This window comes from Serratia sp. S4, assembly GCF_000347995.1.
Classification (GTDB): domain Bacteria; phylum Pseudomonadota; class Gammaproteobacteria; order Enterobacterales; family Enterobacteriaceae; genus Serratia; species Serratia quinivorans.
Map to the genome: position 1 here is coordinate 1,449,364 of NZ_KB661120.1, position 14,916 is coordinate 1,464,279.

Annotated in this window: 18 protein-coding genes; 6 read left to right on the top strand and 12 right to left on the bottom strand. The window is 55.2% G+C overall.

The annotated features are described in order from the left end of the window. Nucleotides 1-11: 11 nt before the first annotated feature. Complete coding sequence (locus tag SERS4_RS0107525) at nt 12-449, bottom strand: PACE efflux transporter (protein ID WP_012005782.1); 438 nt, start codon at nt 447-449, stop codon at nt 12-14. 126 nt (nt 450-575) lie between these two features. Here SERS4_RS0107525 and SERS4_RS0107530 point away from each other — a divergent pair, with 126 nt between their 5' ends. Beyond that, entirely contained in the window at nt 576-1,469 is an 894-nt protein-coding gene (locus tag SERS4_RS0107530; protein WP_017892018.1) for a LysR family transcriptional regulator, read from the top strand. Nucleotides 1,470-1,492: 23 nt separating this feature from the next. Here the strand turns inward: SERS4_RS0107530 and SERS4_RS0107535 are convergent, their stop codons facing one another. Continuing rightward, nucleotides 1,493-2,056: a DedA family protein gene (locus SERS4_RS0107535; RefSeq protein WP_012005784.1), complete on the bottom strand. Its 564-nt coding sequence runs from the start codon at nt 2,054-2,056 to the stop codon at nt 1,493-1,495. Nucleotides 2,057-2,151: 95 nt separating this feature from the next. Between SERS4_RS0107535 and SERS4_RS0107540 the strand changes: the two genes are divergently transcribed. The 3 genes from SERS4_RS0107540 (at nt 2,152) to SERS4_RS0107550 (ending at nt 4,918) form a co-directional block, all read left to right on the top strand. Further along, nucleotides 2,152-3,255 (top strand): adenosylhomocysteinase, encoded by a 1,104-nt coding sequence (locus SERS4_RS0107540; protein WP_017892019.1) that lies wholly within the window; start codon nt 2,152-2,154, stop codon nt 3,253-3,255. A 161-nt stretch (nt 3,256-3,416) separates the two neighbouring features. Next, the gene (gene pbpG, locus SERS4_RS0107545) at nt 3,417-4,346 is read left to right on the top strand and encodes a D-alanyl-D-alanine endopeptidase (RefSeq protein ID WP_017892020.1); all 930 of its coding nucleotides are present in this window, start codon (nt 3,417-3,419) and stop codon (nt 4,344-4,346) included. 161 nt (nt 4,347-4,507) lie between these two features. Beyond that, complete coding sequence (locus tag SERS4_RS0107550; RefSeq protein WP_012005787.1) at nt 4,508-4,918, top strand: VOC family protein; 411 nt, start codon at nt 4,508-4,510, stop codon at nt 4,916-4,918. Nucleotides 4,919-4,993: 75 nt separating this feature from the next. Here the strand turns inward: SERS4_RS0107550 and SERS4_RS0107555 are convergent, their stop codons facing one another. Both SERS4_RS0107555 and SERS4_RS0107560 read right to left on the bottom strand, forming a co-directional pair. Continuing rightward, nucleotides 4,994-5,521, bottom strand: coding sequence for a hypothetical protein (locus SERS4_RS0107555; protein WP_017892021.1), 528 nt, complete (start codon nt 5,519-5,521; stop codon nt 4,994-4,996). Nucleotides 5,522-5,592: 71 nt separating this feature from the next. Beyond that, nucleotides 5,593-5,817 carry a hypothetical protein gene (locus SERS4_RS0107560; RefSeq protein WP_017892022.1) on the bottom strand — a complete coding sequence of 75 codons (225 nt, stop codon included), beginning with the start codon at nt 5,815-5,817 and terminating at the stop codon, nt 5,593-5,595. Between the two features lie 257 nt (nt 5,818-6,074). Here SERS4_RS0107560 and SERS4_RS0107565 point away from each other — a divergent pair, with 257 nt between their 5' ends. Further along, on the top strand, nt 6,075-6,995 hold the full coding sequence (locus SERS4_RS0107565) for a DUF808 domain-containing protein (protein WP_012005789.1): 921 nt from the start codon (nt 6,075-6,077) through the stop codon (nt 6,993-6,995). Nucleotides 6,996-7,027: 32 nt separating this feature from the next. Here SERS4_RS0107565 and SERS4_RS0107570 read toward each other — a convergent pair whose 3' ends face one another. The 7 genes from SERS4_RS0107570 to SERS4_RS0107600 form a co-directional block, all read right to left on the bottom strand. Further along, nucleotides 7,028-7,573: a GNAT family N-acetyltransferase gene (locus SERS4_RS0107570; protein ID WP_017892023.1), complete on the bottom strand. Its 546-nt coding sequence runs from the start codon at nt 7,571-7,573 to the stop codon at nt 7,028-7,030. Nucleotides 7,574-7,698: 125 nt separating this feature from the next. Beyond that, the gene (locus tag SERS4_RS0107575; protein ID WP_017892024.1) at nt 7,699-8,727 is read right to left on the bottom strand and encodes a MerR family transcriptional regulator; all 1,029 of its coding nucleotides are present in this window, start codon (nt 8,725-8,727) and stop codon (nt 7,699-7,701) included. A gap of 218 nt (nt 8,728-8,945) precedes the next feature. Continuing rightward, nucleotides 8,946-9,278: a type II toxin-antitoxin system PemK/MazF family toxin gene (locus tag SERS4_RS25690; RefSeq protein WP_017892025.1), complete on the bottom strand. Its 333-nt coding sequence runs from the start codon at nt 9,276-9,278 to the stop codon at nt 8,946-8,948. A gap of 146 nt (nt 9,279-9,424) precedes the next feature. Further along, nucleotides 9,425-10,237 carry a MetQ/NlpA family lipoprotein gene (locus SERS4_RS0107585; protein WP_012005793.1) on the bottom strand — a complete coding sequence of 271 codons (813 nt, stop codon included), beginning with the start codon at nt 10,235-10,237 and terminating at the stop codon, nt 9,425-9,427. Between the two features lie 131 nt (nt 10,238-10,368). Next, nucleotides 10,369-11,205, bottom strand: a complete 837-nt coding sequence (locus SERS4_RS0107590) for a DUF1460 domain-containing protein (protein ID WP_012005794.1) — start codon at nt 11,203-11,205, stop codon at nt 10,369-10,371. Between the two features lie 104 nt (nt 11,206-11,309). Beyond that, nucleotides 11,310-11,852, bottom strand: a complete 543-nt coding sequence (locus tag SERS4_RS0107595; protein ID WP_012005795.1) for a GNAT family N-acetyltransferase — start codon at nt 11,850-11,852, stop codon at nt 11,310-11,312. Next, nucleotides 11,849-12,319, bottom strand: coding sequence for an acyltransferase (locus SERS4_RS0107600; protein ID WP_017892026.1), 471 nt, complete (start codon nt 12,317-12,319; stop codon nt 11,849-11,851). The genes SERS4_RS0107595 and SERS4_RS0107600 overlap by 4 nt, the downstream gene beginning before the upstream one ends. 204 nt (nt 12,320-12,523) lie before the next feature. Here SERS4_RS0107600 and SERS4_RS0107605 point away from each other — a divergent pair, with 204 nt between their 5' ends. Continuing rightward, nucleotides 12,524-13,114 (top strand): Yip1 family protein, encoded by a 591-nt coding sequence (locus tag SERS4_RS0107605; protein ID WP_012005797.1) that lies wholly within the window; start codon nt 12,524-12,526, stop codon nt 13,112-13,114. A 69-nt stretch (nt 13,115-13,183) separates the two neighbouring features. Here the strand turns inward: SERS4_RS0107605 and dld are convergent, their stop codons facing one another. Continuing rightward, nucleotides 13,184-14,884, bottom strand: a complete 1,701-nt coding sequence (gene dld / locus SERS4_RS0107610; RefSeq protein ID WP_017892027.1) for a D-lactate dehydrogenase — start codon at nt 14,882-14,884, stop codon at nt 13,184-13,186. Between the last annotated feature and the right edge of the window lie 32 nt (nt 14,885-14,916).

A 14,916-nucleotide genomic window follows, 5' to 3' on the forward strand; every position in this document is an offset into this window, starting at 1 on the left:
AGGGGGCGATTTTAGGCTGATTCCCCGACCGGCAAGGCCGACGCAGGCAAACCGAATATTTTGTCGAACGCCCAGTTAAACACAAAGGTGTAGCACGGGATAATGACGATCAGCGCCATATCCAGCAGCAGCGCCTGCCACAGCGTAATTCCCATCCACCAGGCGATCAGCGGGATCAGGTACATCACCAGCGTCAGCTGAAAGCCTATGGCATGCAAAATACGACGCTTGAGCGTACGGCCACGCGTTGCCTGGCGGCTTTCCCATAGCTCAAACAGTGAGTTATAGATGAAGTTCCAGCTGACTGCGATGGTGGTGATGATCACCGCCAGCGGCCCGGTACTGCTGGGGGCGGTGCCGGAAAGCAATGCCAGCCCGAGTGCGGAGATCGCCATACCGATAATTTCATAGGCGGTGACATACACCAGTTTGCGTTTAACGCCTTGCATTACTCATCTCCTGACTGATTTTTGGCTTGGTGGTCGGGTGACCTTTTGCCGTCTGACGAGTAAGATACCGTCAATCATATTGATAGAAAAAGTCAGGAGCTGTCAGTTTTGCTGACAGGTGATGCAATGAACTTTTCCAGCGATAACATTGAGCTGTTTCTGGCGGTACTGGATCGCGGGTCGTTTTCCGCTGCTGCCCGCTCGCTGCGGCGTGTCCCTTCGGCGGTCAGCATGGGCATCGCCAACATGGAGGCGGAACTGGGGTTTCAGTTGTTTGATCGCTCACACCGGGAACCGTTGCCCACCCCGCTGGCGTTGGCACTGGCGCCGCATGCGCGGCTGATCGCCGATCAGCTAAAACAACTACAGAACCACGCCATCGAATTATCCCAAGGGCTGGAAAGCACTCTGTCGGTCGGTGTCGCCTCGGACATCAACAGCAGCGGCCTGTTGGCTGCGGTCAAAACGCTGGCGGAACGCTACCCGTTGCTGAATATCGAAGTGCTGACCGCCCCGCAGGACGACGTGTTGCATATGCTGCATCAGGGCAGGATTGGCGTTGCTCTGGCGTTCGGTGGGCTCAATATCAACAGCCAGGAGCAGTTCCACTTTGTCGGTGCTGAATCACTGGTTGCTACGCTCTCACCTTCGCACCCGGCGCTGAACTGGGCGGCAGGCGAGCTGTTTCTCGAAGATCTGGTTAACGTACGGCAGATTATGGTGGCCAGCCGCGATTTGCAGATTACCGATTTGCGGCCGCAGGTGGCGGAATCCTACTGGCGTACCGACAGCCTGCCGATGGCGCTGAGCATGGTGGAGGCCGGTTTGGGCTGGGGCAATTTCCCGCTGTCGTTGACCGCGCCCTTGTTGGCGCAGCAACGGCTGGTCAGGCTGAAATTCAAAAACACCAAAAACGAACTGCGCCTGCCGATGCACCTGATCTGGCTGAAAAACAGGCCGCTGGAGAAGGCCGCCCATGAACTGGTGGCGTTAATGCGGGACAGGCCGCAAGCGGAGTAATCCCAGGGCCTAAACCGATAACGCTAGTCGGCATGGCGGCGACGCCACCAAAATCGCAGCAGCAAGATGACGGCGATCACCAGTGCGCAGAACAGCACGCTGGTCAGCCGTTTGTCGAAGCCCGAGATAAACCGGGCGATAGCTTCACCGCCGAAATAGCCCAGCAACACAAAGATCGTCGCCCACAGGATAGCGCCCAGAATATTCAACGGGACAAAGCGCGACGGCGGCAGCTTGCTGGCACCGATTAGCACCGGGCCAATTATGCGAAAGCCATACATAAATCGCACGCCAATCACGAACAACATCGGGTGGCGGGCAATCAGCTTTCTGGCGCGTTCAATGCGCTTTTCCTGGCTCTTCATGCGTGAAATTACCTTTCCGCCGAAGCGCCGACCGAGGAAATACAGGATCTGATCCCCTAGTGTGCCCCCCAATGCCACCACCGCAATCACCCAGGGCAGATGCAGTAACCCCTGGTGCGCCGCAATCCCCCCCAGCAGAGTGATGGTTTCGCCTTCGGCCAGGCAGCCGATAAAAAGCGCCCAGTAGCCGTAATCCGTAATGTAGTGGGCCAAATCCGCCATTCCGATCCCCTATGTCTTTAATACATAAGGGTCAGTATACTCTCTGTCAGTCAGCCGCGCCCTGTCGGCGCGACGCAGCCGTAGAGGAGCAACAGATGTATCAGGATTTTGAGAGCGAACTGGACTGGGCGATGCGCCATATGCCACGCACCCGGGCGGCGGTAGCGGCGTTACCGGATTTAAGCGGCGTGCGGCTGGCGTGCAATATGCATCTGGATCTGAAAATGGCACCGCTGGTGGCTGGCCTGCTGGACAAGGGCGCGGCGATTTATCTGACCACCTGCAACCCGACCACGGTACAGGATGACGTGGTGGCCTGGCTGGAGCGCCGCGGAGCACAGGCTCACGCCTGGCGTGATATGAGCGACGCCGACTGGTCGGCATCGTTCGACCGCGCATTGGCCTGGGGGCCGACCCACCTGTGCGAAATGGGGGCGGATTTGACCACCCGTCTGCATCAGTCAGTTGATGGCCCGCAAATTATCGCCGGGCTGGAGGCCACCGGTTCCGGCATCAGTAGGTTGAACGGCATGGCACCGCGCTATCCGATCTTCAACTGGGATGACCTGCCGGTAAAAGAAGGGCTGCATAACCGCCATATGGTCGGCCTGACCGCCTGGCACACTTTCTTCCAGACCACCCATTTGACGCTGCATGAAAAATGCGTGCTGGTGATAGGTTATGGCCTGGTTGGGCAGGGCGTCGCGGCGGCGGCGAAAGCCTACGGCGGGCAGGTGATCGTGGCAGAAATCGATCCGGCGAGGGCGCTGCAGGCACGCTATGACGGCTGGGCGGTACTCGATCTTGCCAGTGCGGTGAGCCAGGCCGATGTGATTGCTACCGCTACAGGGGCGAAAAACGTGCTGTCGGCGCGGCATCTGCAGCAGGCGAAGGACGGGGTGTTTATTCTTAATGTGGGTCATGTGACGGCGGAAATTGACGTTGGCTTCCTGCAAAATCTGCCGCACAGCGAGCCTATGCCGTTTGTAAACGCCTACCAACTGGAAGATAAAACCCTGTATTTACTGGCCAACGGCTCGATGTTCAACCTGACGGCGGGCTACGGTGACAGTCTGAATGCCTTTGACGTGACGCTGGCGGTGATGGCGGCGGGCATTGGTCATATTGTCGGTGACGGTGCCCGGCAGCAGCCTGGTTTATATCTGTTGCCGCAGTCGGCCTGGCAGCCGGCGCTGTAACTTTTCTCTCGCGGGCGCTTATCCCAGAGCGCTCGCGGTTTGCGCAATTTTCTGTTCGACAGAATTTGTCACAAATCGGCTTGCATAATCCCAGTGCCAACTTCAGATCCCTCACATATAATTCGGCCAAATAAGACCTTCATCTTCTTCGTCACAGAGTAATGCATGTGAAAATACGTGTTTTGGTACTAACCCTGCTCGCTTTGCAGGCAGGAGCAGGCATCGCGCCGCGCGCGCTAGCCAGCGAAAATAACGCGATAACCCGTGCCGCCGAGCCTGAACTGGCTTCCGGCAGTGCCATGGTGGTGGATATGCAGACCCACAAGGTGATGTATGCGCGTAACCCGGATGAAGTGGTGCCGATCGCTTCGATCACCAAGCTGATGACCGCGATGGTCACGTTGGACGCCCATCTGCCGCTGGATGAAATGTTGTCGGTGGACATACATCAGACGCCGGAGATGAAAGGGGTCTACTCGCGCGTTCGTCTGAACAGTGAAATCAGCCGTAAAGATATGCTGCTATTGGCATTGATGTCGTCGGAAAACCGTGCGGCCGCCAGTCTGGCGCATCATTATCCGGGCGGTTACGGCGCCTTTATCAAAGCGATGAATGCCAAAGCCAAATCCCTGGGGATGACCAACACGCGTTACGTGGAGCCGACCGGGCTGTCGATTCATAACGTTTCGACCGCACGCGACCTGACCAAGCTGTTGATTGCCACCAAGCAATATCCGCTGATTGGCCAGCTCAGCACCACTACCGAACGCATGGCGAGTTTTAAGGATCCGAACTACACGCTGCCGTTCCGCAACACCAACCATCTGGTATATAACCAGAAATGGAATATCCAGTTGACCAAGACCGGCTTTACCAACGAAGCGGGGCACTGCCTGGCGATGCGTACCATGATCGGTAGCCGTTCGGTCTCGCTGGTGGTGCTGGACGCCTTTGGCAAGTACACCCATTTCGCCGATGCCAACCGCCTGCGCACCTGGATCGAAACCGGTAAGGTGACGCCGATCCCTGCGGCGGCCCGTGATTACCGCCGTCAGAAAGATGCCCGTTTGGCGAAGAACGAAACCGAATAACCCGCTCTGCGGCCTGCGGAGTTTTTCTGCAGGCCGCGTCTCTCCCTAAAGCCGCCTTGTCCTTGCCGTCAGCAACATCTCCAATTACCTTGGGTAGAGCCGCGGTGCTAATCCATCCGCTATCATTAATGAATACTCTATCGTCGTGAGGACAGCATCCCATGAGCAAGGTTTCCACTTTTGTCATGTTCCAGGGTAATGCCCATGCCCAACAGGCTATTGATCTTTATAGTGAGTTGTTCGCCGGTTTCAAGGTTCAGCAGGTGCAACATTATGATGACAGTAATGATGGGCCACTGCGTATCAGGCAGGCGTTCATCGACTTCGATCGACAGAGTCTGGTATTTACCGATAGCCCAATCAGCCATGATTTCAGCTTCACCCCGGCAATATCCCTGTTTGTTAATCTGGCCAATGAAGCTGAACTTGACCGGGTTTTCACCCGTCTGGCAGAAGGCGGCAAGGTGCTGATGCCGATTGATGATTATGGCTTCAGCGCGCGCTTCGGTTGGCTAAACGATCGATTCGGTTTGTCCTGGCAGCTTAATGTACCGGCAGGGGATGTGGTTTGATCAGGATAAAAGCCTCGGGGTTTATTATTAATTTTAAAATTAAATCAATATTAACCCGAGGCATATTGTTGGTGTTTATGGCATTGCAGAAATATTATCGAACTTGAAGGCAAAGTTAGGGTTAAACAAGCCGCCATCCAAAGTGACGCTGGTTTCCCAGATACAGGCATTGGTTCCCGGGGCAAATTTTCCGGAAAAGGTCACTTTGTCACCTATTTTAAGTTTTTCGGCTGCAATGTTTTGCGGTAGCGTATTCTCCAGCTTACCTGATGATGTCGGTATTTTGGCCGATTGAACGGTTATGTGGTCGGCGAGTTTTATCCGTATGAAATCATCTTCATGGCCATTAATTTGGCTGCTTTCCACCTGACCGACCCACTGTTTAATGGGTTGGCCATTCAGCGTTTGGCAGATTGCATTATCACGAGCTAATTTTGTATTAGCGCGGTACACATTATTATGCGTTGTGTTCGCTTTGGTCGCTGCACTGTTTACGACATTAATGAATTGTTTTTCAACTCCGGGAATAACATTGTCCTGAGCAAAAACATGGCATGAAAATAACAATGTCGAGACAGTGATTAAAACTATTCTTTTTATCATCATACATCCTTGAATTCTGGTTCATTAGGGTGGTTTATCTATAGCCCACCTTTTTTGTTTTCGCCACGCGATCATTGCATTCTTCGGCTATTGAACAGGGTGAAGGCGAAAGTCGCCAACAGCAGTGCCGTGCCGGCAATCATCGGGCAATGTTCAAGGTGAACCGGGTTGTATCCTTGGTTGAACGCCCAGCCATAGGTTTCGACGGCGGAACCAAATCCCATCGCCGCAGTGGCAATAACGCTCAACAAGCCAATGATCAGGGCCAGTGTTCGGATCGTTGTTTTACAGAACATAAGTCATCCTCTTTTGGGCTGAGTCAATTTTCCCCATCGAGTCTGGCGTGTTGTTCTGACTGCAGACGAGGGGGCAGGTAATTTGTCTGCCTCTATTGAAACAGTAACGAGGCCAGGCTTCACCGAGAATGAGGTCCGATTTTGGACTGTGGATCCTAATAAAATGCCTCTGCCTGACCATCAGAATGGATATTTGGGCACAGTTGCCGCTATGCTAAACAGGTGACAACCGATGAATATGAAAAGGATGAACCGCTTTGGCCGGAAGTAGCTTACTGACGTTAATCGACGATATCGCCTCACTGCTGGACGATGTCTCGCTGATGACCAAAATGGCGGCGAAAAAAACCGCCGGGGTACTGGGGGACGATCTGGCGCTGAATGCGCAACAGGTTTCCGGGGTAAAGGCCGATCGCGAGCTGCCGGTGGTGTGGAGCGTGGCCAAAGGGTCGTTTATCAACAAGGCGATCCTGGTGCCGCTGGCGTTGCTGATCAGTGCATTCGCCCCTTGGGCAATTACGCCGCTGTTGATGGTGGGCGGTGCCTACCTGTGCTACGAAGGCTTTGAGAAGGTGTTTCATAGCCTGACTCACAAAAAGCAGGCCGGGGAGGATAACTCAGAAGCGCTGGACGCCAACGAAGACGTGGCGGCCTACGAACAACGCAAAGTGAAGGGAGCAATACGGACTGACTTTGTGCTGTCCGCCGAGATTATTGCCATTACGCTGGGCACCGTGGCGGGAGCGACCTTCAGCCAGCAGGTGATCGTGCTGTGCGGCATCGCGCTGGTGATGACGGTGGGGGTTTACGGCATTGTGGCCGGCATCGTCAAACTTGACGATCTGGGGCTGTATCTGAGCCGTAAAAGCAGCGCGTTAGCCCGTTCTGTCGGTAGCGGCATCGTCAGCGCCGCGCCTTACCTGATGAAGACCCTGTCGGTGGTCGGTACCATCGCCATGTTTATGGTCGGTGGCGGTATCCTGACCCACGGGCTGCCGCCGGTGCATCATCTGTTTGAGGACTGGGCGTCCTATGCCACCGTGGTGCCGACCTTCGGCCAGATCTTGCAGGGGGTTATTCCTGCTTTGCTCAACGTGGTGTTTGGCCTGATTGCCGGCGGCGTGGTGCTGCTGGTGGTTTCGGCTCTCGGTGCCATTCGTGGCCGTTTAAAAGCCTGATAATTTCACCGGGTGCATCTTCTGCACCCGGTTTATCCATTGTGCGGCAGCCCATCACTACCTTCGCCCAGGGTGCGTTGCATTATGTGGGTGTCGCGCCACTCGCCCAATTTAAAACCCACCGCCCTGAGCGTGCCTACGCTGCTAAACCCCAGTTTCTTATGCAAGGCCAGCGAACCCTGATTCTCTTTGGCATTGCCAACGGTAGCCAGCATTTGACGCCAAGGGCCAAGTTCGCAGCGTGCGATCAGTGCGGACAACAACGCTTTACCGATACCTTTCCCTTGCTGACCCTCGGCGATATAGACGGAGTTTTCCACAGTAAACCGGTAGGCCGGGCGCGGTCGATAAGGCGTGGCATAGCAATAGCCCACCACGAGATCGGCTTGCTTGGCGATCAGCCAGGGTAAACCCGCTTCCTGTACCTTGCTGAGACGCTGCTGCATTTCTTCCAGCGTCGGTGGCGTTTCTTCAAACGACGCCGCGCCGTACAACACATGATGGGTGTAAATCTGTTGCACGGCGGCCATGTCGTCTGCCGTGGCATCGGTGAGCATTAACGGGGCGGAAAGGGTCATAACGGTTCCTGTTTACCTTGAAAATCATAAGATAAGCACATTATGCGCCGCGCCCGCCGACAAGATAAATTGGGCTTTCTTATGCTGAATATAAGAAAAATTTATGGTCTTGCCATCTGGGTTTGTCATGCACCGCGCATCAACTGCGCCACCGCCTGCTGCAGATAGCTCAACAGTGGCGGGGTCAGCCAGGTGCCCTCAGTCAGCGTGGGTTCCCGTTCCATCGCCTGGCGAATTTTCATCTGGGTTGCAGGATCGGTACCGGCATAGGACTGGAACAGCTCAAGCCATTGCGCCGCCAGCTGTTTCGCCTGCCCTGACTCCGGTGGTACGCCGTCATTCAGCGCCTGGTGGAACCGGGCGATCAGCGCCGGCCATTCCTGCAAGCGGGTAAAATAGTGTTGGCGCACATGGGCGTATTCCTCCTCCGACAGGTATTTTTGATAAATTGATAACTTGGTTTCGGCAAAGGCCCGGGTCACGTAGTCGGTCATCGCCGGGGTGATGCCGGTTTGTTCGCGCATGGAGGGTTCGTCGGCATGCATGGCGTTAAGCCGGGTGAGAAACGCCGGGTTGCCAGCGGTATCGCGTTCCAGCATCTGCATCCAGCGCCGGGCCAGAGTCTGCGCCTCCAATGCTTGCGGCGTGACGCCGCTGTCGATCAACTGGCGCATGCTAGCGACCAGATTGCCCCATTGCTGATTGCGCATGGGATCGGCCTGATAGAAAGGCAATTGCGCCAGCTCGTCTGCGGTAAAATATTTGTCGTACATGGTCATTAACTCCAATGTCGTCAGCCAGTCGTTCAGTTCCGGCTCATCTCCGGCGGTGAGTTGTGCATGCATCTGTTGCAAACGATCGCGCAGTGCGGCTGTCTGGGACAGTTGCTGCTCCAGCATGGCAATTTGCTGCTCAATCACCGTCGTTAGCATCATCCCCGAACGTGCCAGAATTGCCCCGATCTCCGCCAGCGGGATCCCCATTCGGCGCAGCGCCTGAATATGGTGCAAGCGGCTAATATCAGCCCGATTATATAAACGATAGCCGGCATCGGAACGCGCAGAAGGAACCAGCAAACCAATGCTGTCGTAATAATGTAGCGTCCTGACGGTGATGCCGGAACGGCGGGCCAGTTCGCCAACTTTCAATAACATGTGGTGTACTCCTCCCTTGTGCGTGCAGGAATACTAAAGCCTGACGTGGCGTGAGGGTCAATAGGGGGGGATATTTTCGGGGGGAAGCTCTGAATGGCAAAAGCCCAGCGCTATGACTGGGCTTTGCGGATCCCTTAAAGGGAAGGTATAGCATAGGGCCTTTTTCGGCTACGGCAGCAGTGTTGCCCGATTTGTTTGTTTTGTCAACACATTGGGTGTTATATCGGCAGCAGGGTTCGCGCATTAATTGATTTGATTACCGCTCGTTGTATCTCGGCAACCAGGTCACGGTGTAAACATTGAACGAGAAATCCGCGTTGTTTACGCGGCCTGCTCAGGCGTTGGCGGCTCACCTGTTGCACCAAATCGCCCTTGGCCCAACGCGTTTGTGGGGGAAAGAACCGCATATCTTCAATGACTGCATCGGCGATCTCAATATGCATACCCAGATTAAGTTTGTTTATATCTTTGGTGGTCGACAGAGGTACAACGATACAGGCGTTACCATTGATTTTGCCATTGAGTACGACGATAAGTCGATTCTTCACCATTTCTGGTGGAATACGGCCATTATAAAAATGAGGCAGGTAATAATGAGTCTGTTGCCAGGCCGGAGAAAGGTATTGGTAGGAGTCTATGGGAGGAGAAGATTAAAAATGCGAGCTCCTACGCAAGAGCTCGCAAACAACCTGCTGAGTTACCAGCCTTTTACCGCGCCGCCATTAAAGATTTTCTCGGCGGCCTTGGCGACTTCATCCGACTCGTAGGCCTTGATGAAGTTTTGCACGTTCGGCGCATCCTTGTTGTCTTCACGCGTCACGATGATGTTGGTGTACGGCGAATTTTTGTCTTCGATAAAGATGCCGTCTTTGGTTGGCGTCAGACCGGTCTGGTTGATGTAAGTGGTGCTGATGACGGCGATGGTGACTTTAGGGTCATCGAGCACCTGCGGCAGCTGTGCGCCCTCCAGTTCCATAATCTTGTAGTTATGCGGGTTGGCGCTGATATCCAGCGAGGTTGGCAGCAGCCCTTTGCCCGGTTTCAGCGTGATCAGGCCGGTTTTCTCCAGCAGCAGCAGTGCGCGGCCGAGGTTGGTGGGATCCAGCGGGATGGCAATCACCGCACCGTCCTGCAGTTCTTTCAGTGATTTGATTTTTTTCGAATAGCCGGCCATCGGGAATACGAAGGTATTGCCCACGGCCACCAGCTTGTAGCCGTGATCTTTATTCTGCTGTTCGAGGAACGGCCGGTGCTGGAAGACGTTGGCGTCCAGTTCGCCTTTGTCGGTGGCGTCGTTGGGCAGCAGCGAACCGCTGAAGCCGACCAGTTCAACCTCCAGACCGTACTTCTCTTTGGCCACCTGTTTGGCCACCTCCGCCACGTCTTGCTCTGCACCATTGATGACCCCGACCTTGATATGATTCTGATCGGTTTTTTGGTCGCAGCCTTGTAGCGCCAGTACGGCGGCGAAGGCCGCCAGCAGTGGGGTATAACGCCAGTTTTTGGACATCGACTTCTCCCTGAAAAAAACAATGAAATCAGTTGGTTTTGTGCTGCTAGCTAAGCCTGAACCCGTGGGGAAGTCAAACACCTGCTCAGCACAAAGGCTTCTAACTAATAACAGGAAGTTTTAGCGCACCTTTATTTGGCGCGAAATACCACGATGCCCGGCGTGGCCAGCACGTAATCCATAAAGGGCGAGTCCACCACCTGCATATTTTCTTTGCGTGAAGAGGCGTTACGCAGCACCGGGCCGTTTTCGGTCATGATATAGATGCCGGTATGGGTGACGTCCAGCCCGGCCAAATGGGTATAAATGCCGATGTAATCGCCGGTGCGCAACTGGGCCAGTACCTTGTCGTCAATAAAATCGCTGGGCAGGTAGGTGATACTGCGCTGAACGTTTTTCAGCCCCGGCAGATAGCTGCTGCCGTCTGACTTTTGGTTCAGGTTTTTCACCAGCGTTACGGTATGCGGGCTGAGTGTGGCGGTGATATCAGTGACGTTGGTTTTGGCCTGGTGTGACCAATCGCTAAAGAAATGCTTGCGTTGCAGGAAGCTGATTTCGCCACTGGCATAACGGATATGGGTCAGCCGCTGGACAAAATCTGCCTGGCTGCTCGCCTGGCGCAGGGCATCGACGTAATCGATATAGGTAAAACAGTCCAAACCACGGAAGTCGATCACCAGTTTTTCCGGCGTATTCTGCGAGCCAATCAGCATGTTGGCCACATAAGGCGTACCGAGGAAGGGGCGGGACAGCAGATCGATCATCTGGCCGCTATCCTGCTGCTGCTCTGTTGGCGCGGCGGCACGCAAGGCGAGAAGCTGATTGAGTTTGTTTAACGTCTGGTTATCCATGCTGGCCTTGAGATCTGCGGGTGGGGTAATTATGGGTTCAGGCGTTTGCCCAACGGGAATTTTATCTGCACAGCCGCTGAGCGCAATAGCCAATATCAATGAAACAACCTTGTACATTTTCCCCTCCGATGGTTTTGGCACGTGATGGCGAAAATGATAACAGCTCTCACTATCGCCTGGAGGGGCAATGCTTAAACATAGCCTCAACGTTCGGTTAACACTTAATAACCGATTTCACTGTTGAACGGCAGGTACCAGAACAGGGCGATTTCGTGATCGGCGATGTCCGGTTGGGCGCGATACAGCAGGTGGTCGATACCGCCAAGGATAAAACCAAAGTGCTGATAACAGTGGCAGGCGGGCAGATTGGTGTTTTGCGTTTCCAGCATCAGCCCGGCGGTTTCGTGGCGTTGCGCCCAGTGCCGGGCGGTTTCCAGCAATGCACTGGCAACCCCCAGGCGGCGCACGTGGGCGCTGACCACGATTTCTTCAATCAGCGCATAGCCGTTCCAGTTATTGCTCAGCGTGATATGGCCGACCGGCTCGCCGCGATGACGGGCCAGAAAGGTGTCGCTTTCATCGTTGACGAACGGGGCCAGCGGGTAGTTCTTGCGAAAGGGGGTAACCGGCAGCAATGGCCAACTGTCGACCGGCGCATCAAAAACCGGCTGGGCGTAGTGGGCGATGTGAAAGCTAAAGTCGCAACTGGTCAGGTAGCCGTCGGGTAAACGGCTGACCGGGGCAATTTGGATCGCCTGGCTCATGGTGCAAGCTCCCTCAGCAAACGCGCCGGGTTACCGGCATAGATCCCTTTACGGGTGATGTTTTTGGTGACCACCGAACCGGCACCGATCACCGCACCGCTGCAAATTTCCACCGCCAGCACCGTGGCGCCGGAGCCGATGGAAACACTATCGCCAATTTGCGTGCGGCCCCAGCTGGCTGCATCGGCATTGGGCGCGCCATCTTTAAACAGATCGTTGGCAAAGGTGACGTTGTGGCCGATAAAGCAGTCCGTGCCAATAGTGACATATTCACAGATAAAACTGTGTGACTGAATTTTGCTGCGGGCGCCAATGCTGACGTTTTTTTGGATCTCGACAAAGGGTCCGACGAACACCCCATCGCCGAGTCGGCAGCCATACAGATTGCAGGGCTGGACCAGGGTGACATTTTGGCCGGCGTCGACATCGACAATACCGGCCTGAAGAACACGAATGGCGGATGACATGACATTCCTCACGGCAGTGACGCAGGGGGGAATTATAAAACAAACCGTCGCCACGTCTGTGCTTTCCGAACGTTTTTTCAGCGAAAGACTATAATTAGTACAGGGGAGAGAGCCCCGTGGCCGCAATCCTCGTACGGGTAGCAATCCGTCAGAGGGGTAAATTCGTTCGCCGAGCGCGACCTACGGCGATGGAGGAGGTGTCTCATGGTTAGTCATGTTTGGGGACTTCTGGCGCATCCAAGCACCGAGTTCGAACAGATCAAAAGCGAGAATGAAAGCGTCTCGCACCTTTACACCCATCATGTACTGCTGCTGGCGTTGATACCGGTTGTCTGCGCCTTTATCGGTACCACCCAACTGGGCTGGCTCTCCGGCGAAGGACAGGCTATCCGGCTCGACATGTTCACCGCATCTTATACCGCGGTGGCTTTCTACCTGCTGATGTTGGCGGGTGTGGCGATCATGGGGAAAGTGATCCACTGGATGGCACGGCGTTATGAAGTGCGTCCGAGTCTGCATCGCTGCATGGTGTTTGCCGGCTATATTGCTACCCCAATGTTCCTTAGCGGTATCGTGGCGCTGTATCCCGTCGTGTGGCTGTGCCTGTTTGTCGGCGTGATTGGCCTGTGCTATTCGGGCTATCTGCTGAATCTGGGTATCCCGCACTTCCTGAATATCGACAGTAAAGAAGGGTTTATCTTCTCCAGCTCTACCTTTGCCATTGGCATCTTGCTGCTTGAGCTGCTGCTGGGGGTAACGGTATTGCTGTGGGGGTATGGTTCCTGGTTATTCTAAACTCTGTTTTGATATTGCCCCTCACGCCGCTCTGGCGTGGGGGGCTTTTGCTTTTTAGGCCTGACGAAGTTAATTGTCGGCCCAGTTTTTCCGCTTGCTGGTTTTGCCCAGGCCCGGATTAAAGCTGTTGGTCGGGTCGGCGCTGCGGTAGAACGCCTGCAGGTCGGGCTTGGCCGGGTACAGGTGGCCGACGTTATGTTCCGCCGGGTACTCTGCGCCGCGCTGGTCGAGGATCGCCAGCATTTTCTCTTTCAATGCGTGGCTGTCGACGCCTTTTTTCACCACATAATCCTGATGGAATACGTGGCACATAAAGTGGCCGTAATACAGCTTGTGCACCAGCTGGCTGTCGATTTCCGGCGGCAGGGTTTCGAACCAGTCGGTGTCGTTACGGCGCAACGCGATATCCAACGCCAGAATATCTTCTACCTTGTCGGCATGCACCGCATGGTAACGCACGGCGGCACCGGCGGCGGCAAAGCGGTGCAGGAAGGCTTTCTTGCCCTCGTCCGGGGTACAGGTGAAAAACTCGCCGTTGGCCTGGGCAAAGTACTGTTTCAGGTACTGCTGCGCTTCTTCAACGCCCGGACCGGCCATTTTCAGTAGCAGGTGATGTTCAAAGCGTTCGCGGTAGTCTTTCATCCGTTTCGGCAGGTGGCTGGGGGCCAGATGGCTCAGGCCTTGCATCAGCCGGTCGGTCAGGTTGTGCGGCAGTAATGGCAGCTTGTTAAGGCTGGCATCCATACGGCCTTTCAGGGTGAAGAAGCTTGGCATCTGGTCGGTGCCGAGCTTGTCGATCATCATAAAGGTATCTTTGCCGTACACTTCGGCAATATCAAAAATATCCCGGTGCATATACTCACCGGCCACCGGCAGGTTGTCGAACTGGCTCAGCATATGGCGGCGCAGTTCGGTCAACACGGCGGTATCGTTGGTACCGATATAAAATACCTGTTCCTTGCCTTCTTTCTCGAAGGTGTCCAACCGTACCGCAAACACCGCCAGCTTGCCGGCGCAGCCGGAGGCCTCGTACAGGCGGCGCTTGTCGGCATTAAACCGGGAAGGCGTATCGGCATCGACGTCGCGCACCCGGCTGGCATATTCGTTATCGGAAGCACGCAGTTCGCCATGCTCGACATCCTCCGGCCGGTAGTCGCCTTTCTCTAAGCGAGTGAGGATCTCCTCCGGTGTATCGCCGAGGTTAATCCCCAAATGGTTTACCAGCCGCAGTTGGCCGTCTTCCCCCAACTGGGCGTACAGTGCCATCTCGGTGTAGGCCGGGCCGCGCTTGACCAACGAACCGCCGGAGTTATTACACACGCCACCGATCACCGACGCACCGATACAGGAGGAGCCGATAACCGAATGCGGCTCGCGGCCATAAGGTTTGAGCAATTTTTCCAGCTGATTGAGGGTGCTGCCGGGGAAACCGACCACCTGTTTACCGTTATCCAGCACCTGCACGTGGTTGAGTCGCAGGGTGCTGATAATGACGACATCGCGGTCATAGTCGTTGCCGCTGGGGGTTGAACCTTCGGTCAGGCCGGTGTTGGCCGCCTGCATGATGACAATTTTGTCAGCAGCGACGCAGGCCTCCAGCAGTTGCCAGAGCTGCAACAGGCTGGTCGGAAACACCACCGCCAGTGCCTGGCCAACGCCGGAGCGGAAGCCTTTGCGGTAGCGTTCGGTACTGCGTTCGCCGGTCAGCAACTGTGGGCCGCCGACGATGCTTTTCAACTGATTGAGGAATGCCTGGTTGGGCTGTGTCATGCCGATCTCCCTTCGAATATACCCGTCATCTT